Source organism: Chryseobacterium sp. SIMBA_038 (assembly GCF_046535115.1).
GTDB lineage: Bacteria > Bacteroidota > Bacteroidia > Flavobacteriales > Weeksellaceae > Chryseobacterium.
Map to the genome: position 1 here is coordinate 1 of NZ_JAWRXH010000003.1, position 19,956 is coordinate 19,956.

The 19,956-nt window shown below is 32.7% G+C and carries 22 protein-coding genes; 14 read left to right on the forward strand and 8 right to left on the reverse strand.

The window, feature by feature from the left end; genetic code table 11:
• Positions 1 to 352: 352 nt before the first annotated feature.
• Both SB689_RS10820 and SB689_RS10825 read right to left on the reverse strand, forming a co-directional pair.
• A complete protein-coding gene (locus SB689_RS10820; RefSeq protein WP_410692142.1) occupies positions 353 to 766 on the reverse strand; it encodes a thiol-disulfide oxidoreductase DCC family protein in 414 nt (137 codons plus the stop codon).
• Between the two features lie 9 nt (positions 767 to 775).
• Positions 776 to 1,237, reverse strand: a complete 462-nt coding sequence (locus tag SB689_RS10825) for a heme-binding domain-containing protein (protein WP_410692143.1) — start codon at positions 1,235 to 1,237, stop codon at positions 776 to 778.
• A gap of 344 nt (positions 1,238 to 1,581) precedes the next feature.
• Between SB689_RS10825 and katG the strand changes: the two genes are divergently transcribed.
• The 4 genes from katG (at position 1,582) to upp (ending at position 6,801) form a co-directional block, all read left to right on the forward strand.
• Complete coding sequence (gene katG, locus SB689_RS10830; protein ID WP_410692144.1) at positions 1,582 to 3,855, forward strand: catalase/peroxidase HPI; 2,274 nt, start codon at positions 1,582 to 1,584, stop codon at positions 3,853 to 3,855.
• A gap of 136 nt (positions 3,856 to 3,991) precedes the next feature.
• Positions 3,992 to 4,615 (forward strand): hypothetical protein, encoded by a 624-nt coding sequence (locus tag SB689_RS10835; protein WP_410692145.1) that lies wholly within the window; start codon positions 3,992 to 3,994, stop codon positions 4,613 to 4,615.
• 136 nt (positions 4,616 to 4,751) lie between these two features.
• The gene (der, locus tag SB689_RS10840) at positions 4,752 to 6,062 is read left to right on the forward strand and encodes a ribosome biogenesis GTPase Der (protein ID WP_410692146.1); all 1,311 of its coding nucleotides are present in this window, start codon (positions 4,752 to 4,754) and stop codon (positions 6,060 to 6,062) included.
• 85 nt (positions 6,063 to 6,147) lie between these two features.
• On the forward strand, positions 6,148 to 6,801 hold the full coding sequence (gene upp, locus SB689_RS10845) for a uracil phosphoribosyltransferase (RefSeq protein ID WP_066755273.1): 654 nt from the start codon (positions 6,148 to 6,150) through the stop codon (positions 6,799 to 6,801).
• A gap of 1 nt (position 6,802) precedes the next feature.
• On the opposite strand, the gene SB689_RS10850 is transcribed toward upp, so the two are convergent.
• The 4 genes from SB689_RS10850 to SB689_RS10865 form a co-directional block, all read right to left on the reverse strand.
• The gene (locus SB689_RS10850; protein WP_410692147.1) at positions 6,803 to 7,492 is read right to left on the reverse strand and encodes an alpha/beta fold hydrolase; all 690 of its coding nucleotides are present in this window, start codon (positions 7,490 to 7,492) and stop codon (positions 6,803 to 6,805) included.
• Positions 7,493 to 7,622: 130 nt separating this feature from the next.
• Complete coding sequence (locus SB689_RS10855) at positions 7,623 to 8,264, reverse strand: hypothetical protein (RefSeq protein ID WP_410692148.1); 642 nt, start codon at positions 8,262 to 8,264, stop codon at positions 7,623 to 7,625.
• 23 nt (positions 8,265 to 8,287) lie between these two features.
• Complete coding sequence (locus SB689_RS10860) at positions 8,288 to 8,950, reverse strand: ComF family protein (RefSeq protein WP_410692150.1); 663 nt, start codon at positions 8,948 to 8,950, stop codon at positions 8,288 to 8,290.
• A gap of 294 nt (positions 8,951 to 9,244) precedes the next feature.
• Positions 9,245 to 10,720 (reverse strand): helix-turn-helix domain-containing protein, encoded by a 1,476-nt coding sequence (locus tag SB689_RS10865; RefSeq protein WP_410692151.1) that lies wholly within the window; start codon positions 10,718 to 10,720, stop codon positions 9,245 to 9,247.
• Between the two features lie 126 nt (positions 10,721 to 10,846).
• On the opposite strand from SB689_RS10865, the gene aceB reads away from it, so the two are divergent.
• The 4 genes from aceB to SB689_RS10885 all read left to right on the forward strand — a co-directional run bounded on the left by aceB (position 10,847) and on the right by SB689_RS10885 (position 14,322).
• Positions 10,847 to 12,436, forward strand: coding sequence for a malate synthase A (aceB, locus tag SB689_RS10870; protein WP_410692152.1), 1,590 nt, complete (start codon positions 10,847 to 10,849; stop codon positions 12,434 to 12,436).
• Positions 12,437 to 12,527: 91 nt separating this feature from the next.
• On the forward strand, positions 12,528 to 13,808 hold the full coding sequence (aceA, locus tag SB689_RS10875) for an isocitrate lyase (RefSeq protein ID WP_410692153.1): 1,281 nt from the start codon (positions 12,528 to 12,530) through the stop codon (positions 13,806 to 13,808).
• A gap of 130 nt (positions 13,809 to 13,938) precedes the next feature.
• On the forward strand, positions 13,939 to 14,055 hold the full coding sequence (locus SB689_RS10880; RefSeq protein WP_410692154.1) for a hypothetical protein: 117 nt from the start codon (positions 13,939 to 13,941) through the stop codon (positions 14,053 to 14,055).
• A gap of 42 nt (positions 14,056 to 14,097) precedes the next feature.
• On the forward strand, positions 14,098 to 14,322 hold the full coding sequence (locus SB689_RS10885; protein ID WP_410692155.1) for an acyl-CoA thioesterase: 225 nt from the start codon (positions 14,098 to 14,100) through the stop codon (positions 14,320 to 14,322).
• Between the two features lie 6 nt (positions 14,323 to 14,328).
• Here SB689_RS10885 and SB689_RS10890 read toward each other — a convergent pair whose 3' ends face one another.
• Positions 14,329 to 14,628: a type II toxin-antitoxin system RelE/ParE family toxin gene (locus SB689_RS10890; RefSeq protein ID WP_410692156.1), complete on the reverse strand. Its 300-nt coding sequence runs from the start codon at positions 14,626 to 14,628 to the stop codon at positions 14,329 to 14,331.
• Entirely contained in the window at positions 14,618 to 14,854 is a 237-nt protein-coding gene (locus SB689_RS10895; protein WP_410692158.1) for an addiction module protein, read from the reverse strand. The genes SB689_RS10890 and SB689_RS10895 overlap by 11 nt, the downstream gene beginning before the upstream one ends.
• Before the next feature lie 121 nt (positions 14,855 to 14,975).
• On the opposite strand from SB689_RS10895, the gene SB689_RS10900 reads away from it, so the two are divergent.
• The 6 genes from SB689_RS10900 (at position 14,976) to SB689_RS10925 (ending at position 19,951) form a co-directional block, all read left to right on the forward strand.
• Positions 14,976 to 15,422, forward strand: a complete 447-nt coding sequence (locus SB689_RS10900) for a 6-pyruvoyl trahydropterin synthase family protein (protein ID WP_410692159.1) — start codon at positions 14,976 to 14,978, stop codon at positions 15,420 to 15,422.
• Positions 15,423 to 15,446: 24 nt separating this feature from the next.
• Positions 15,447 to 16,250: a UDP-2,3-diacylglucosamine diphosphatase gene (locus tag SB689_RS10905; RefSeq protein WP_410692161.1), complete on the forward strand. Its 804-nt coding sequence runs from the start codon at positions 15,447 to 15,449 to the stop codon at positions 16,248 to 16,250.
• A 170-nt stretch (positions 16,251 to 16,420) separates the two neighbouring features.
• Positions 16,421 to 17,404: an acyl transferase gene (locus SB689_RS10910; protein WP_410692162.1), complete on the forward strand. Its 984-nt coding sequence runs from the start codon at positions 16,421 to 16,423 to the stop codon at positions 17,402 to 17,404.
• A 101-nt stretch (positions 17,405 to 17,505) separates the two neighbouring features.
• Entirely contained in the window at positions 17,506 to 18,051 is a 546-nt protein-coding gene (locus SB689_RS10915) for a hypothetical protein (protein ID WP_410692164.1), read from the forward strand.
• A 141-nt stretch (positions 18,052 to 18,192) separates the two neighbouring features.
• Positions 18,193 to 18,864, forward strand: a complete 672-nt coding sequence (locus SB689_RS10920) for a hypothetical protein (RefSeq protein ID WP_410692166.1) — start codon at positions 18,193 to 18,195, stop codon at positions 18,862 to 18,864.
• Positions 18,865 to 18,907: 43 nt separating this feature from the next.
• The gene (locus tag SB689_RS10925; RefSeq protein WP_410692167.1) at positions 18,908 to 19,951 is read left to right on the forward strand and encodes a S41 family peptidase; all 1,044 of its coding nucleotides are present in this window, start codon (positions 18,908 to 18,910) and stop codon (positions 19,949 to 19,951) included.
• The last annotated feature ends 5 nt before the right edge of the window (positions 19,952 to 19,956 follow it).

A 19,956-nucleotide genomic window follows, 5' to 3' on the forward strand; every position in this document is an offset into this window, starting at 1 on the left:
CTGCGAAAGCGGGAGAGTAGGTCGCCGCCAGTTTTTATTTAAAAGTCTCATACATTCATTTGTATGAGACTTTTTTTATGCACATACCCCAAATACATGAATAATAAGTAATGGGTAATAAAAAATCATTGAGCAGTATTTTTGATAGAAGCTAGAAGCTAGATGTATATTTAAGTTTTGGCTGAAGCCAATTTCCATAAATTCAATAATGAGAACGGGTTAAAACCTGCTCCTATTGATGAAAGAAGAAAAATAATTTGATTTTTAGTATGTAAATTTTTAATGTAAAAGAAATATAGAATATTAGAAAAACATTCTATATTCAAATATTATAAGGATAGAAAATTATTTTTTAAACCTCAATAAATTTCCCTCTCTGATGTGGCGTAGGTAGATAGCATTTTTGGTTAGCCAATTTCATTCTGTTTCTGGAAATAATATCATAAACACTATCACTTAGAAATGTAGGGAATATTTTTCCAATTCCTGAGAGTTTATAAATTCCACCCAATAATGATGCAATTTGTAAAATGGCTTTAGATTTAATTAAATAATATTGACTTGGCTTCCAAAGATACATGGTATTGAATACCTTAGTTTCAAGACTTCTTTCGGACAAAAAGTTTTGCCCAAAATCTGATTGCAGTGAAGCAAACATAAATTGATCTTTTTTATCTCTTTCTAAAATCCATTGTACCCAGAAATTGCAGACTCCACATTCTCCGTCAAAAAATACAATATGTTTATTTTGCCAATTTTCGTCCATGATTTATTTTTAAAATACCATTGCTTGTTCGGTTTCCTCTTTTACTTTTTTAAAGTATTTAATTAATTCCTGTCTTTGTTCTGTAGTTAATTTAGCATCCTGATGACCAAGATAGTACGAATCTAAAGGCATTTCTTCTTTTTCAATCATTTCAATGCATTCTTCCAGCTTATGAGCTTGTCTTTTAGGTTCGTATGTAGCAAAGGTAGAGAAATTTAAATGCTTTCTTCCTTCATTAATATGATTTTTCAACAACCATGAAGATGGCGCAATATCAGAATACCAAGGATATTTTGATTCATTGGAATGACAGTCATAACAAGAAGTACTAATTATATTTGCAATCTGAGGTGGTGTTTTTTTTATTCTTAAAAAATCCATTCCTGGAGTTGGTGGCGGGTTTGTCTTATCAATCGGAAAAAACTGAATGATAATAAATGCTACAAGAAGAACTACAATTACTTTTTTCATACGCTGAAATTCATGTTTCTTAATAGATAAAGTTATTAAAATTTTAATTATAAAGAATATGAATAATATTTAATTGTCAACTATACATTGAATTATTCTAAATATGAACTTTAATTATTGATTTTTATTTAAGTTTAAGCTAATTTTATTAACTTAAATGCATTATTATATCTTTTATACATCTATTGAGAGATAATCCATAATTAATAAATTATTATAGTTTTTAACTACTGTAAAAATTTTATTGATAGATTGTATTTATTATTTAAGCGTTGTAAGTTTGTATAAAGATTAATAGACGAGGTATTAAAACTGTATAAATCAACATAAAAAATTAAACTACAATGGAAAAAGATTTAAATGACATCAGCAAATGTCCATTCCATAATGGAACAATGAAAAAAGAAAATGTTGCCGGAGGTGGAACCAATAACAAAGATTGGTGGCCTGACCATCTTAGAGTTGATATTCTGAGACAACATTCGTCTTTGTCAAATCCTATGGAAGAAAATTTCGATTATGCTGAAGCTTTTAAAAGTCTCGATCTTGAGAGTGTTAAAAAAGATCTTCATGCATTAATGACAGATTCCCAAGATTGGTGGCCTGCCGATTTTGGTCATTATGGACCCTTATTTATCCGTATGGCTTGGCATAGTGCCGGAACATATCGTGTAGGCGACGGAAGAGGAGGAGCTGGAGCTGGACAACAGCGTTTTGCCCCTTTGAACAGTTGGCCGGATAACGTAAGTTTGGATAAGGCGAGAAGATTGCTTTGGCCAATCAAACAAAAATATGGTAAAAAGATTTCTTGGGCAGACCTTTTAATTCTTACAGGAAATATTGCCTTAGAATCAATGGGATTCAAAACATTCGGATTCGCGGGAGGTCGTGAAGATGTTTGGGAACCGGATCAGGATGTGTATTGGGGAACAGAAAAAACTTGGCTAGGCGGAGATCTTCGTTATGCTCACGGTTCTCCGGGGGTTGAAGGTCATGGTGTTCTTCCTGCGGAAGATGATTCGGAGATTATTCACTCCAGAAATCTTGAAAAGCCTTTGGCTGCGGTACAAATGGGACTTATTTATGTAAATCCAGAAGGACCGGACGGAAATCCTGATCCAATTTTAGCAGCAAAAGATATTCGCGATACTTTTGGAAGAATGGCGATGAATGATGAAGAAACCGTTGCATTAATTGCAGGTGGACATACTTTCGGGAAAACTCACGGTGCCGGACCGGCTGATCATGTTGGAAAAGAACCTGAAGCTGCAGGAATTGAATCACAAGGTTTTGGTTGGAACAGTTCTTACAAATCAGGAAAAGGTACAGATGCGATTTCAAGTGGATTAGAAGTTACATGGACTGAAAAACCAACAGAATGGAGCAACCTTTTCTTTAAAAATCTATTTGAAAACGAATGGGAATTAACGAAAAGTCCGGCAGGAGCTCATCAGTGGGTAGCAAAAGACGGAGAGAAAATTATTCCTGATGCCTTTGATTCTACTAAAAAGCACAGATCAACAATGCTTACAACAGATCTTTCACTAAGATTTGATCCTGTTTATGAAAAAATATCAAGAAACTTTTTTGAAAATCCTGATGCTTTTGCAGATGCTTTTTCTCGTGCTTGGTTTAAATTGACGCACAGAGATATGGGACCAAAAGTTCGTTATTTAGGGTCTGATGTTCCAGCTGAAGAATTGATCTGGCAAGATCCAATTCCTGAAGTGAATCATGAATTGGTTAATGATTCTGATATTGAATCTCTGAAAAATAAAATTTTAAATTCAGGATTAAGTGTTTCTGAATTAGTTTCTACAGCTTGGGCTTCTGCATCAACTTTCAGAGGAAGTGATAAACGTGGCGGTGCAAACGGGGCAAGAATTCGTTTGGCTCCACAAAAAGATTGGGCTGTAAATAACCCGACTCAGTTACAAAAAGTTTTGAATGTGTTAGAAAATATTCAAAAAGAATTTAATGATACTCAAGGCGGAAATAAAAAGATTTCTTTAGCAGATTTAATTGTTTTGGCGGGAAGTACAGCGGTAGAAAAAGCAGCAAGAGATGCAGGACAAAATATTACTGTTCCTTTTGCTCCAGGTCGTATGGATGCTTCACAAGAGCAGACGGATGTTGAATCAATGGGATATTTGGAACCTGCAGCAGACGGTTTCAGAAATTATTTAAAGAAAAAATATACGGTTTCTACAGAATCTTTATTAATTGATAAAGCTCAGTTATTAACACTTACAGCTCCTGAATTAACCGTTTTAATCGGGGGAATGCGTGCTTTGGATACCAATTTCGACGGCTCCAAGAATGGAGTATTCACTCAACGTCCCGGAGTTTTAACCAATGATTTCTTTGTTAATCTTTTAGATATGAGAACACAATGGAAAGCCATTTCGGAAGATAATGAATTGTATATGGGAACTGATCGATCAACTGGTCAGCCAAAATGGACAGCTAGTCGTGCAGATTTGGTCTTCGGTTCAAATTCTGAATTGAGAGCTTTGGCAGAAGTATATGCAAGTGCAGATGCTCAGGAAAAATTTGTCAGAGACTTCGTTGCAACATGGACTAAAATAATGAATTTGGATAGATTTGATCTGAACTAAATTTCATACTTAACATAATATTTATTGAGACAGTCGTTTTGGCTGTCTTTTTTTGTTGATTATAGCGTAATTTATGATTCAACGTAGTTGATTATTAAAATAAAACCTATATTTGTTGCAGAAAAAACAAACTTAAATGACTAAAAAATTATTTCCTGCCTTACTTTTGGTAGGCGCATTTACTTTTACTAATGCCCAGGTTGGGGTTAATACTGATGCTCCACACGCTACTTTCGATGTAGTTGGAGATGCTTCAAACAATACAAAATTAGATGGAATTATCGCTCCAAGAATTTCCGGAGATTTATTAAAAGCTAAAAGTTATACTTCTTTACAAACAGGTGCTTTGGTATATGTTACAACTGCAGATTCTTCTCCAAGCGGGCAGACTTTAGATGTTACTTCTACTGGGTATTATTATTTTAATGGAGATTTAGACAAATGGATTAAAATTAAATCAGGGACTTCGTCAGAACCCTATGATACACCAAATTCAGGAAGTTTAACACTTAATGATACTCATTTTACTGTAAGAATTTATGGTGGAAACACAGGAATTGTTCTTCCCGATGCAAGTACTTGTAAGGGAAGAGTTTATATTTTAATCGGAAGTAATGGTATTGCATCAAAACCAATTTCTGTTGTTGCAGGAACAGGAATTTATGATGATGTTACTAATGCAGGGATTACTTCAATTTCTGGCGGACAAAGATATCAGATACAAAGTGATGGCTCAGGCTGGATTGTTATAGGAAGATAAATTTAAACCTCTCATTTTGAGAGGTTTTTCATTACTAAATAATAAAGCGCTATCTTTGCAAAAAATTGAGCTCCAAAAGTTGGAGTAACTCATTAATAACTTGTCCTTTATTATGAAGGATTATTAAACATTTTTTATGTCAAATATTGTTGCTATCGTTGGGCGTCCCAATGTAGGAAAATCCACATTATTCAACCGTTTACTGGAAAGAAGAGAAGCTATTGTAGATTCTACCGCTGGTGTTACAAGAGACCGTCACTACGGAAAATCAGACTGGAACGGAGTAGATTTCACCGTTATTGATACAGGTGGATATGATGTGAACAATGACGATGTTTTCCAGGAGGAAATCTCAAAACAGGTTCAGTTGGCTATTGATGAAGCTACGTCTATCATTTTTATGATGAATGTAGAAGAAGGTCTTACTGATACAGATTACGAAATTCACGAACTTTTAAGAAGAGCAAATAAGCCGGTTTATATTGTTATTAACAAAGTAGATTCAGCTAAAGAAGAAATTGATGCTACAGAATTCTACCAATTAGGAATTGACAAATACTATACTTTATCTTCTGCAACAGGTTCTGGAACAGGAGAAGTTTTAGATGATATTGTTAGAGATTTCCCGACTACAGATTATAAAGATCCATTCGAAGGTCTACCTAAAATTACCATTGCAGGTCGTCCGAATGTTGGAAAATCTACCTTAACAAACGCTTTATTGGATGCCGATAGAAATATCGTAACTGATGTTGCAGGAACTACAAGAGACAGTATTCAAACGCTTTATAATAAATTCGGACACGAGTTTGTATTGGTTGATACTGCCGGAATGAGAAGGAAATCTAAGGTAAATGAAGATTTAGAATTCTATTCTGTAATGAGATCTATCCGTTCTATTGAATATTCAGACGTTGTAATTATCATGGTTGATGCTACTTTAGGGTGGGAATCTCAGGATATGAACATCTTCGGTTTAGCACAGAAAAACAGAAAAGGAATCGTAATTGTTGTTAACAAATGGGATCTTGTTGAAGATAAGCACACCAATACAGTACGTGATTTTGAACAGTCAATTAAAGATAAAATCGGTCAGTTCAGCGATATTCCAATTCTTTTTGTTTCAGCGTTAACAAAACAGAGAATTCTGAAAGCTGTAGAAATGGCAATGTTGGTTTATGAAGACCGTAAGAAGAAGATCAAGACTTCAAAATTAAATGAAATCATGCTTCCCATCTTCGAACGTACTCCACCGCCTGCAAACAAAGGTAAATTTATTAAGATTAAATATTGCGTTCAGCTTCCTACGCCGTCACCGCAGTTTGTATTCTTCTGTAACTTACCGCAGTACGTGAAAGAACCATATAAGAGATTTGCTGAAAACCAATTGAGAAAAGAATTCGGGTTTACCGGAGTTCCAATCGAAGTGTATTTCAGACAGAAATAAAAAATATATCCCTTTTAGATTATTCTAAGAGGGATTTTATTCATATTAAATTTAATAATTTTTAAATAAAAGCTTTTTCAGAATAATGAGTACAATTGTGTTGTCAGAACAATTTTCGTTAATTAATTCTTGGATTAATGAACTTCGTAATGTTGATATTCAGCAAGACCGAATGAGGTTCCGTAGAAATATGGAGCGCATCGGAGAAATTGCTGCTTTTGAGATCAGTAAAGGGTTGGAAACAAAAGAAATTGAAATTCAGACGCCTTTAGATACAATTAAGGTTAAAGAAATTGCTGTTCAGCCCGTTATTACAACGATTCTGAGAGCCGGAGTGCCTTTGTTTGAAGGGATTTTAAACTATTTCGACAGAGCAGACTGCGGATTTGTAGCTGCCTACAGAAAACACGACGCGAACGATTATTTTTCAATCAAACAGGATTATTTAACGTGTCCGAGCATCGAAGGCAGACCTCTAATCGTTGGAGATCCAATGTTAGCAACAGGAGCATCTTTAATAGAAGCGATCAAAGATTTACTAACACACGGAAAGCCGACTCAACTTCATATTGTTGCAGCAATTGCTTCAAGACAAGGTGTTGAAACTATCGAAAAAGCTTATCCGGAAGCAAAAATTTGGGTAGGAGCCATTGATGAAAATTTAACATCAAAAGGCTACATAAGCCCAGGATTGGGAGATGCAGGAGATTTAAGCTATGGAGAAAAACTTCAGAGATAATCTAAGAAAGTTTCCAGAAATCTTTCATTAGATCAAATAATAATATTGGTCGTACTTTGTCCAGAGGATGTTTTGTATCTGGAAGTACGGCCAATTTTGCGTTTGGGATTTTTTTGTAAACTTCAATGCTTTCTTCAAAACTTACCATATTATCTTTATCACCAATCATAATCTGAACCGGAGTTTCAATTTTAGTTAAAACTTTATCTTTCAGCGGCGGATTTTTACCTAAAGAAACCATCATTTTGGCATTATCCGGAAGTAATTGTTTCCATTGAGCGCCATGCTGAATTTCCAATTGTTCCGCATATTTCGGGATTTTTTCAAGAATAACATCTGGATTTAATAATTTACTTTCCTTTAAAGCCTGTTCTTCCGTCCAGTCAAATTTAGTTCCCAAAGTAATGATTGAATTTACTTTTTTTGGATTTTCAAAAGCATAACAAAGCGCAACATAACCTCCCATGCTGTGCCCGAAAATATAAATATCATCTAAATTTTCTGTCTCACAATATTCAGATAATTCTTGAATATATTTTTCAATAGTAATTCCATCTTCAGGCAAAGAAGTATTTCCGTGGCCGGAAAATAACGGCGTATAAATATTAAAATACTTTGAAAGTTCTTCTAAATAAGGATTAAACATGCTGCTGTGCCCCAAAGCTCCATGTAATAAAAGTAAATTTTTCATAATTAATAGTTTACCTGAAATTATAAAAAACATTTGAGATAACAGAAATATTTATTCAATAATTAAAATAAGATAAGCACAGTAACAATTGTTAACTGTGCTTTGAAAGATATTTATAAAGATACTTGTGTTAAAAGTTATTGTATAAAGCAACTGCCTGAAAACTTGTTCCGGGCATACTTCCTCCTTGTGTGCATGATGCATTGTCAAAGCAATAACCTTCAATCGATATAGAATGGGTTCCCGCTGCCAGTTCAATAGAATAAGAGCCTGTATTGTAAAAATATCCTGAAAGGTTTGTTCCTGTAGATGTAGCATTAGAATAGATATTACTTGCCCTAACAGCCGTGCTGCCATCTACAAGTAAATGTGTTCTTAATATTCGTGCTCTGCCGTCTGAAGGAGCTGTTGTAAGATCAATAGGCACAGAGAAATTGATCATTACCAATGCTGTTTTTGCTAGTGTGATTGATTGTGTAGAAATTGTAGACGCTGTTGTGTTGCTATTGTTTAAAACAGAAGGCAGAGTTTTAAGATTAAATAACTGCACATATTGTTGGTTTAGACTGCTTTTAGGAACATAATCCACATTTCCGCTCGCATCTGTCGTTAAAACTTGAGTGTAATTTGTATCTGCTGATTTATCGGAAACAACTCGCATTCTTGTAGTTCCGTTTACATCTAAAGTTCGTGTTGGGTTATCTATTTTTATCCCTACTTGGGCATTAATAATTATCCCTAAAAAAATTGAAAGTGTGTAAAGTTTTTTCATTATCTGATTTTTAATTTAAATTATTACTTATCTATTGCCATTACCAGGACACTAACTTTGTTATTTCCTGCTTTCAGAATTTCCCATGCTACTGTGGCAATTGTATTTCCGGTCGTAAAAACATCATCAACCAAAAGAATATGTTTTTCTGAGATATTTTTATTGAGCGAAAATATATTTTCTGTACTCAGACGGTTTGTTTTATCTTTTAAAGCCTGTGCTTTTGAATAAGAATTTCTCAAAATCACTTCATGATCAAAAGCAATATTATAGAATTCAGATAATGTCTCAGCAAACAAATGCAACTGATTGTATCCGCGTTCTTTAAGTTTCTTTTTATGAAGTGGAATGCTGACGATCAGATCTGGTTTTTCGTTTTTGAAGTCTACACGTTCCGTTATCCAATCGGCTAATATTTTACCTGTTATCTCTCTGTTTTTATACTTTAATTCATGTATAATTTTCCGGCTTAAACTTTCTTTCTCAAACTGCATCAAAGCATAAGCATTTTCTACAGGAAAAAGTGTTTTACATATTTCTTTAAGTGTATTTTCCTCAAAATAATCAAAATGCGTAAACTGAATTTTTTCAAAACAGATATTACAAACGATCAAATTATTCTCAATAATTTTATTACAATCTAAACAGCGGTTTGGAAATAACAGATCAAGAAATATATCTTTCAATCAATATTTTTTTTACAAATTAATGAAAATCAATTCATTTGAAAGTGAATTTTATCGAAAAAATTAATTTAATTTACTTATTTGTTATTTATTACGCTTATTTTTTATCGATTCAATAAAAAATAAACTAAAACGCTTTTTATTGAGTAAAATATCAATATTTTTTAATAATTAATTGTAGATTAATCGATTATGCAAATTTAATTATGTTGAATATAATTTTTAACTAAAATTTAAAAGCTAAAAATCAAGAATTATAGTTGAAAATAAACCGTCTAGAATTTTATTAAATTATTACAAGAGTTCTTTTCTTATTTTTTCAATAGCATTTTTCATCTCAAGATTGAAATATTCTTTCTCTAATCTAACAGGTTGAGCTTGTCTTACTTCACAATCTGCGATACTGCAAGATTCACAAGTCACTCCAACATTGATAGTTTTTAAAGTGGGAGATTTGATGAAATTAATCTTCTTGATTGTCTGAGAATTCAATAAAATTCCAAGGCAATAACTTCTGTTACTCCCGTCAGAGAAAGGGTTTTTTTGTGATGTAGAAATCACGAGATAACTCACGCCTTGATCTTTATAATGTGAAATTTGGGCATCAGTCAATGTCTCATTTTCCTTTAAATGAGCTAAGTTTTTCACAGCAATCCATCTTCTGCAATAATGCTCATTCGTAGCGTTTGCGTGTGGAGCTTGTTGATGATTAAGGTGTAATTCTTTTAAAATCTGAATTTTATCTGAATTTTTCTTTTTAACTAAACATAAATAAAAGAGATCTTTAATTCCCAATTCCGAAGAAAGAACATTCGTTAATCGGTAATAAAAAGTTTCGGGCGAATTGGTGAAATTTTCAATAAGATTTTCAAAATTGGTTGGTTCCCAATTGTTTTGCAGGAAAAAATTGGAAGTATTTTCAATGATTTGTTCTTTTGAAATCAATAAAGCTCCTGCAAAATAAGAAGCGTAGAAATTATTGAGAATTTCTTCAAAACTTCCAAAATCCAGCCATGAATAAGTATTTGGTCGATTTTTTAATTCTAAAACATTGAAACCAATTTCTTTCGCTAAAATAAAAGTCTTCTGATCTTTTTCAAGTTTGATATTCAGCAACAGTAATTTTTTCTCGGGAATAAAGAGCGAGCGCAGATTATCTAAAGCTCCAAAGGTTTCAAAATTATCAGATTGAATGGTATAATTAAATTTTTCAATCAAAATATTTTCCAAGACTTCAGCTTTTACATTTTTACTGATTTCCAATTGATTTTCTTCGGCAAAATGTATGACTTTTTCCTCTATTTCAGGGAAATAATTGTCATACAATTCCTGAAAAGATCGTAGAACAGCAAAATAAAAACGTTCTTTTCCTAAATTATAATTCTGCGAGATTTCAATCAATGCATTAATAAAAGCAGTTACTTTTTTAGGCGCATCACTGATAATACTGATTAAATTATTCTTATTAATTCCAAAAAGCTCTAGCGGAACTTCTTTAAAAAAATCCGATTGTAGAATTTCATTAAAAGGCGCTAAACTTTTATCCAGTTTTGTTGAAACCAGATCATCAAAAGTACAACCTAATGATTCTGAAAGTTGAATGATCTTATCATGTTTCGGGTATTTTTTACCATTTTCAATTTCGTTTAGGTAAGATTTTGACAAACCTGTTTTTAGGGCAAGATCCTGCAAAGACCAATTTTTCTTTTGTCTTTGCTGTTTCAGTTTTAGTCCGAAAACCGTTTTGATAAAGTCGCTGTCAGAATTCATTATTCAAATATAAATAATAGAAGCGATTATTCGCATAATAATTTTTTAAAATATTTAGCGAACGTTCGCTAAATATTAAATATTTTTATTTATGTTTGTAATGTCGAATCACAAAATCAATAGGTTATGGAAACTAAGACTCAATTAAAAATAAAATCACAAAATCAGTTTGAAGAACTTTTTACTTCGGAATTAGTAGATTTCTTGGTAGAACTTCATCAAAATTTTAATCCTAAACGATTACAGCTTTTAGAAGAAAGGAAAAAAACTCAGCAGGAATTTGATAAAGGAAATCTTCCTAAATTTTTAAAGGAAACCGAAGAAATCCGAAATGGAAATTGGGTTTGTGCTCAACTTCCAAATGATTTATTAGATCGCAGAGTTGAAATCACAGGACCTGTTGACCGAAAAATGATCATCAATGCTTTGAATTCGGATGCGTCAACTTTTATGGCGGATTTTGAAGACAGCAATTCCCCGACTTGGAGTAATTGTATGCAAGGGCAAATCAATCTTTCTGATGCAGTTAACCGAGAAATTGATTTCACAAGTGAGCATGGAAAATTGTATCAGCTTAATGAAAAAACTGCGGTTCTTTTAGTTCGTCCAAGAGGTCTGCATTTAAATGAAAAGCATATTGAAATTAATGAAGAAGAAACTTCCGCGTCGTTAATTGATTTTGGAATCTACTTTTTCAGAAATATAAACCAATTACTGGAAAACGGAAGTGGAGCTTACTTTTACCTTCCCAAATTAGAGCATTACAAAGAAGCCCGTTGGTGGAATGAAGTTTTTGTTTTTGCTCAAAATTATCTGGAAATTCCAAAAGGAACCATCAAAGCAACGGTTTTGATTGAAACGATTACCGCTTCTTTTCAAATTGATGAAATTTTATTTGAATTAAAAGAACACAGCTCAGGTCTGAATTGCGGACGTTGGGACTATATTTTTTCTTTCATTAAAAAGTTCAGAAATCTACCCGAATTTATTGTTCCCGACAGAGATCAGGTGACCATGACATCGCCTTTTATGAGCGCTTATTCGAAAAGGGTGATTGAAATTTGTCACAAAAGAAATGTTCACGCTATCGGTGGAATGGCAGCTCAAATTCCAATTAAAGATAATTATGAAGCCAACAGTTTAGCTTTCGAAAAAGTAAGAAATGATAAAAAACGTGAAGTAAAAAACGGTCACGATGGAACTTGGGTAGCGCATCCGGCTTTGGTTTCTGTTGCAAAAAAGATTTTTGATCAATATATGCCTTCAGAAAATCAGATTGAGAAAAAATTTGATTATCAGATCAAAGAAAGTGATTTATTGGAAATTCCAAAAGGTGAAATAACTGAAAAAGGAATCCGAAAAAATATAAACGTTGGAATTCTCTATATCGAAAGTTGGTTAATGGGAATCGGTGCTGCTGCGATTTATAATTTAATGGAAGACGCAGCAACGGCAGAAATTTCAAGAACGCAAATTTGGCAATGGCTGAAAAATGAAGCAGTTTTAATTGATGGCAGAACATTAACCCGAACGATGATTCTTCAATGGGAACTGGAAGAAATGGAAATTATTGAAAAATATGTCGGTGAAGAACGTTTCAAAAACGGAAAATTCAATCTCGCAAAAGAACTTTTCAATGAATTGATTTTTTCTGAAAACTTTGAAGAATTTTTAACCCTGAAAGCTTACCCTTTTATTGGAGTGGGAGAGTTATAGAGTAGGAGGGTGAGAGGGTTTTAGTGTTTAAGAGTTTAAACTATCAACCAACAACCAACAACAAGCAACAAAAAACAAAAAAAATATTATTATGAAAACAAGACAAGAAGAAATTCAGGAAATAGAAAAAGACTGGCTGACAAATCCACGTTGGAACGGAGTAAAAAGACCTTACACCGCTGAAAAAGTGCTGAAATTAAGAGGTTCTTACAAGCTAGATTATACAATTGCAACAGAAATGTCAAAGAAATTCTGGGATAAATTGAATAATCAGGATTTCGTTGCAGGATTGGGAGCTTTAACAGGAAATCAAGCCGTTCAGGAAGTTGATGCAGGGTTGGAAGCTATCTATCTTTCAGGCTGGCAGGTTGCTGCAGATGCCAATTTATCAGGAGAAATGTATCCTGATCAATCTCTGTATCCTGCGAATTCAGTCCCTTCTGTGGTGAAGAAAATTAATAATGCTTTATTGAGAGCAGACCAAATCCAATCTGTAAATGGAGGAGGAGATAAAGAATATTTAGTTCCGATTATTGCCGATGCAGAAGCTGGTTTTGGCGGAAATCTGAATGCATACGAATTAATGAAACAAATGATTGAAGCGGGTGCCGCCGCCGTACATTTTGAAGATCAATTGTCTTCGGCTAAAAAATGTGGCCATTTGGGAGGAAAAGTATTGGTTCCGACTCAGGAAGCGATTAATAAATTGATTGCAGCACGTTTGGCAGCTGATGTTTTGGGTGTTCCAAGTTTAATTATTGCCCGAACAGACGCTGATGCAGCAGATTTATTAACTTCAGATATTGACGATAGAGATAAAAAATTTGTAACAGGAGAAAGAACTTCCGAGGGTTTTTATGTCGTTAAAAATGGAGTAGAACAGGGAATTGATCGTGGTTTGTCCTACGCTCCTTACGCAGATTTGATCTGGATGGAAACTTCAAATCCCGATTTGGAACAAGCAAGAAAATTTGCAGAAGGAATTCATGCCAAATTCCCCGGAAAAATGTTGGCTTATAATTGTTCGCCTTCTTTCAATTGGGCAGCAAGACTTTCTGTGGATGAAATGTTGAATTTCAGGGAAGAATTGGCAAAAATGGGTTATAAATTCCAGTTTATTACATTGGCAGGTTTCCATGCTTTGAATACAGCGATGTTTGAATTGGCTTTAGCGTACAAAGAAAAAGGAATGGCTGGATATTCTGAACTTCAGGAACGTGAATTTGCGTTGCAGAAAAAAGGTTTCAGAGCGGTGAAACACCAATCATTTGTTGGAACCGGATATTTTGACGAAGTACAGAATGTGGTAACAAGTGGTTCTTCGGCAACCGTTGCGATGAAAGATTCTACGGAAACGGCACAATTTCACTAAATCATTTTTCCATATTTAATTAAAATTTTTTGATGTAAACCTTCTCAACTTTGGGAAGGTTTTTTTGATTTGAATTTAATTAAAAATTTAAAGTCCTTATATTTGAGTATTAATGAAGCAGTAAAAAATAATGAGTTTAATTTATCAAAAAGAAATAAAAGTCACAGAAGAGCATATTGATCAGAATAACCATGTGAATAATGTTCAGTATGTGCATTGGGTTGAAGAAGTTGCAGGCGAACATTGAGATTTTGTAAAACACAAAACAGAATATCCGGAAGATATCTGGATGCTTTTGGATCATCATATTCAGTACAAAAAGCAAGTTTATTTGGGTGATACTATTACAGTAAAAACATATCCTAAAGTTCCTGAAGGGGCAAAACAACCCAGAAAAGTTGAGTTTTATTGTAATGATCAGCTTGTTGTAGATTCACTGACCTTATGGATTTTGATTGATGTGGAAACGCAGAAAATAAAGCGTTTGGGGAATGATTGGCTGGAGAAGATTTAAGAAGTTTTATTTTTTCCTTTTACTAACGCTTTTAGGATTTTGCTTATTGTGTAAAATAGCATGAACAAAAATTATTTCATTCTCTAAAGTATAGTAAATTCCGTAAGGGAACTTTTTAGTAAAAGTAATTCTAATTTCTTTATATCTTTTTTGATAATGTTCAGGGTATTTTTGAATTTTATTAAGACCTGTTTCAACTTCATTTAATAATTGTTCAGGAAGATTTTCATTCTGTTCCTTATACCATTCTATTGCTTCGTCTAAATCATTTTCGGCTTCAGGTTTGATAATTAATTTATAATTCATACTTGTTTTTTAATGAATTTTTTACATCATCCCAAGATTTACCGGAGGTTGGATTTTCTTTGTGATCTTCGATTCGTTTATCCAGAATTATTTTATGTTCGGGCGTAAGTTCTTCATCGGTATTTTCTTCCGTTGTAATAATAGCGTTAATAATGCGGAGAATCCTTTCATCGGCATGATCTATAAATTCATGTATTCTTTTTTTTAGATCTATAGTATTTTCCATTTTCTTAATTCTAATTCTATGATCAAAGTTAAGTAATATTTTATTTGATTATACAATATAATCCTTTTTGAAGTATGCATAACAAAACCAAAACTCAAACCAAATTCCTTATCTTTGCACCATGATACGTATTACAAAGATTTTCACATTCGAAACAGCCCACGTGCTGTATAACTACGATGGAAAATGTAAAAATATGCATGGACATTCTTATAAGCTGTTTGTAACGGTGAAAGGAAAGCCTGTAAATGATTTGGAGAACCCTAAAAATGGAATGGTAGTTGATTTTGGTGATATTAAAAGTATTGTAAAACCTGAAATCGTTGATGTTTGGGATCATGCAGTTTTGATCAACGGATTATCTCCTCACAGACAATTGGGAGAGAGTCTTGAAAGTCAGGGACATAAAGTGATTTATTGCAACTTCCAGCCAACATGCGAAAATATGTTGTATGCGATTGCTGCAAAAATTAAGTCAAAACTTCCGGAAGGAATTTCTCTCGCTTATCTTAAACTTCACGAAACCGAAAACTCTTACGGAGAGTGGTTTGCAGAAGATAATCAATAATATATTCAACAAAAAACTCAATCGGTGTTAAAAACGATTATCAATTTAGAACCTGGTAAAAAAGTGTATTTTGCTTCAGATCAGCATTTTGGAGCTCCTAATCCCAAGGAGAGCAAAGTGCGTGAAGAGAAATTTATCCGTTGGATGGACGAAATAAAAGAAGATGCTCAGGTTTTATTTTTAATGGGTGACCTTTTTGATTTTTGGCATGAATGGAAACATGTAATTCCCAAAGGATATGTGCGTGTTTTAGGTAAAATTGCAGAATTAAAAGATCGCGGAATTCACATTTATTTTTTTGTGGGTAATCATGATCTTTGGATGAAAGATTATCTCGAAGAAGAAATTGGCTGTACCGTTTTCTATAAAAAGCAATATTTCGAAATGGGCGGTAAGCAGTTTTTATTGGCTCACGGAGATGGTTTGGGACCTGGTGATAAAGGATATAAAAGAATGAAAAAAGTCTTTACAAATCCTGTTGCACAATGGTTTTTTAAATGGCTTCATCCAGATATTGCGATGAAAATCGCTTTGTACATGTCACAAAAGAATAAAATGATATCCGGTGACGAAGACAAAGAATTTTTGGGTGAAGAGAAAGAGTTTTTAATTATTTATTCAAAGGAAAAGCTGAAAACTCAGAAAATAGATTATTTCATTTACGGTCACCGTCATCTTCCGATGGTGTTAGATTTGGAGCAAAAAGCAAAATATATCAATCTTGGAGACTGGATTTCGTATTTTACATACGGTGTTTTTGAAAAAGATTTTGAATTAAAATCTTTTGCGGACGGAACAAAAAAAATTACCCCTAAAAGAGGTAATTAACGGACGAAAATAAATTTCATCCTGTTTTTAATCCATATTCCGGATAGATGCTTGCAAGAATCTGACCAAAAATTAAATTTAAGATTAAAAAAATATTAAAAGAAATATGCTTTGCTTTCTATTTTTTCAAATGGAAACAATAGAAAGAAAGTGAAAAATTTTATAAAAGATTGGAAAACATATTCAGCATACAGTCAGAGCAGGATTTTTTGGATGCAGCATTGAAAACGTTTCGTTATCAATATGAAAATATTGAGATCTACGGAAAGTTTGTTGATTATTTAAAGATAAATCCAGATGAGGTAAAAGAACTGACAAAAATTCCGTTTCTGCCAATTGAGATGTTCAAAAATCATCAGATTTTAGACAAAAATATGACAGCTGGTCTCTTTTTTCAAAGTTCGGGAACGACGCAGATGAATTTGTCTAAACATTTCATTGCAGAAGAAAATATATATCAGGAAAGTATTTACAAAAGTTTTGAACAATTCATCGGAAAGCCAGAAGATTTTATCTTTTTGGGCTTGCTTCCAAGCTATTTGGAAAAACAAAATTCTTCCTTAATATATATGGTAGATTATTTAATGAAGAAATCTGCCAAGCCTGAAAACGGATATTTTCTTTACAATCATTCAGATTTATTTGAGCTTCTAAACACTCTGAAAGATAAAAAAGTCATTCTTTTCGGAGTTTCTTTTGCACTTTTAGATTTTCTGGATTTTTGTAACTCAAACACTTCAACATTCCAACATTCCAACAATTTTACAATTATAGAAACCGGTGGAATGAAAGGGCGTAAAGAAGAAATGACAAAGGATGAATTGTTGAAAATTTTGCAAGAAGGTTTTAAAACTGATAAAATTTATTCAGAATATTCAATGACGGAGCTTCTTTCTCAGGCGTATTCTTTAGGTGAAAATGTGTATCAATGTCCAAACTGGATGAGAATTTTGGTAAGAAATGCCGAAGATCCTTTTAATTATGAAAAAGAAGGAAGAACCGGAGCAATCAATATTATAGATCTGGCGAATATTCATTCGTGTGCTTTTATCGCAACACAGGATTTAGGAAAAACACTTCCGGATTCTAAATTTCAAGTGTTGGGAAGGATTGATCATTCTGATATCCGCGGATGCAGTTTGTTAGTGAGTTAGTGGGTTTTAGAGTGGGAGAGCGATAGTGTTGTAGGGTATTAGTGTTGTAGAAGTTAAATCGATCATTTATCAATTATTATTTATCATTTATTTAAAAATTCATGCTGAAGATAGAAGAACTTGTTCATGCTTACATCCATTCTCATTGTGATTTTGAGAAAGAAATTGTGCTGACTAATCATTTTCATTCTGATTGGGAAGCAGATATGTTGATCATTGATGCGGATGGTTTTAGTCATGAAATTGAGATCAAGTTTTCAAAAAGTGATTTTAAAAATGACTTCAAAAAATCATATTTAAATACAAAAACGGGCGAGAAGTTTCTAAAACACGATAAAATTTCCTGTGGAGATTATGTTTGTAATGCGTTCAGTTTTTTGCTTCCGATGGGAATGATTGAACATGCTGTAATTCCTGAACATTGCGGAATTATTGAATTTTATCACAACGTTGACACTTGGGAAACAGAATTTTACCTGATCCGAAAACCTAAAAAGGTTCATGAAGATTCTTATTGGAATTTAAATGATAAAAACCTTTTTATCCGAAAAATGGCACTCAATTTACTTCAAAGAAAAATGGAAATCAAGGGAAAACATGAAGAACTCATCTTTAAAAATCCTTTTGAAATAAAGAAATTAAAATAGAAAATCCTGATCTGTTGACAGGATTTTTTTTATGCTTTCTTTTTGTACATTCGCCGTTTATAAATATAGTCTTTGGATATTGAGAAAAAAATACAGGTAATCAAATAAATTAGATTAAATTTTTATTGAATAGGTTTATAAATGGAAAAGAATATGAAAGAAATTATCTGTCCTTATTCGTGGGATTGTGGGAAAATTTTTGATCCGCAAGACCTTAGTAAATTTGATTATAATTTTATACAATCTGCGGTAGAAAAGAAAATGACTTTTATGATTATTCATTGTCCAAACTGTTCAAGAGAATTTAAGTTTGATACAATACAATGGAAATCAGATGAATTTGGATATTCTAATCCAAATAATATCGTCAAAAAGAATGAAAAGACAACAAAACAATTAATCACTATTCTCAACAAAGCTAAAGTTGAAATCCCACTTTCGTATTTTGAATATTTGATCAGCGATAAATTTGAACCTCAAATTTCAATTTTTCCAAATGAAGAAGATTTTATTCTTTTTAATCTAAATCAGCTCTGTGAAAAAATAAATATAGAAGGTAAATCTTATCTTACCATTAATCAATTAAAAGGATTTACAGATATATTGATGGAATTTGTTGATGAAAATTTTCAACAAAATCAAGACCTAAGCTATGAAGAATTGGGGAATTGTCTCACAATTGGTTCCGAAAACACAAGGATTTTGTTTGTTGACAATAGAGATCAGAATTCTTTATGGATTTTTCATCCTGACGGCGGTGATATAGAAAAGATAGCTCTTACATTGCAAAATATTGTAAGAAAGGTAAAATAATAATCTGCAAAAAAAACTTAATACTTTCCGTATATAATTTCTTATGAAAACAAAACTACTTCTCTTTTTTACTATTTTTAGTATCATGAGTATATTCCATGCTCAACAACAGACTCACTTTAAAAATGATAGTGTAAAGCAATACATAGATAAAACGCTTGTATTAATTCGTACCCATGCATTGAATAAAGATAAAATAGATTGGAATTCTTTACAGACAGAGGTGTATAACAAGACAAAAGGAGCTGATGATATTCCGGCTGCACTTTCTGTATATCCTTATTTATTTGAAAAAATAGAAGATCATCATGGGTGGCTAAGTTATAAAAACAAAAATTATCGATGGATCAAAAATGTAAGAAGAGTAGATAACGAAGTTGTAAAAAATGCTGTAAAAAAGTATGGAAAAGTACAGGCCATATTAATCAATAAAAATATTGGCTATATAAGAATTCCCGGGAACAATGATTTTAGCACAAAAAAAATGGATAGTATAGCTGCGAATATCGTTGACGAAATCGATAAAATAAATTCGGGTAAAATAAAAGGCTGGATTATCGATCTAAGACTAAATACCGGAGGTAATATGTATCCCATGATTGCAGGAATCAGTGATCTGATTGGTGATAATGAAAAAATAGGTGGATTTGTAGCATCAGATAAAAAGTCAGAGGGAGAATGGATCTTGAAAAATGGGAATGTATATGTTGATAACAATCAAGTTTTAAACAGAAGGAAATTGAAAATACCTGTTGCAAAACAATTACCTGTAGCTATTTTGATCAGCGGATATACTGCCAGTTCGGGAGAAATGACTGCCGTAAGTTTAGTTGGTAGAAAGAAGACTAAAATGTTCGGTGAAGATTCTGCAGGATATACAACGACTAATGAAGGTTTCAAAGTTGATGTAAACTCAGGATTAAATTTAGCTGTAGGATATGTTGTTGACAGAACAGGAAAGATTTATATTGAAAATGTGAAACCTGATGTAGAAATCATGGGCGGTGATAATTTTGAAGATCTAAATAAAGATAAAAAAATTACAGCATCAGTTCAATGGATGAAAAAAATGTTATATAAGAACTAATAAGC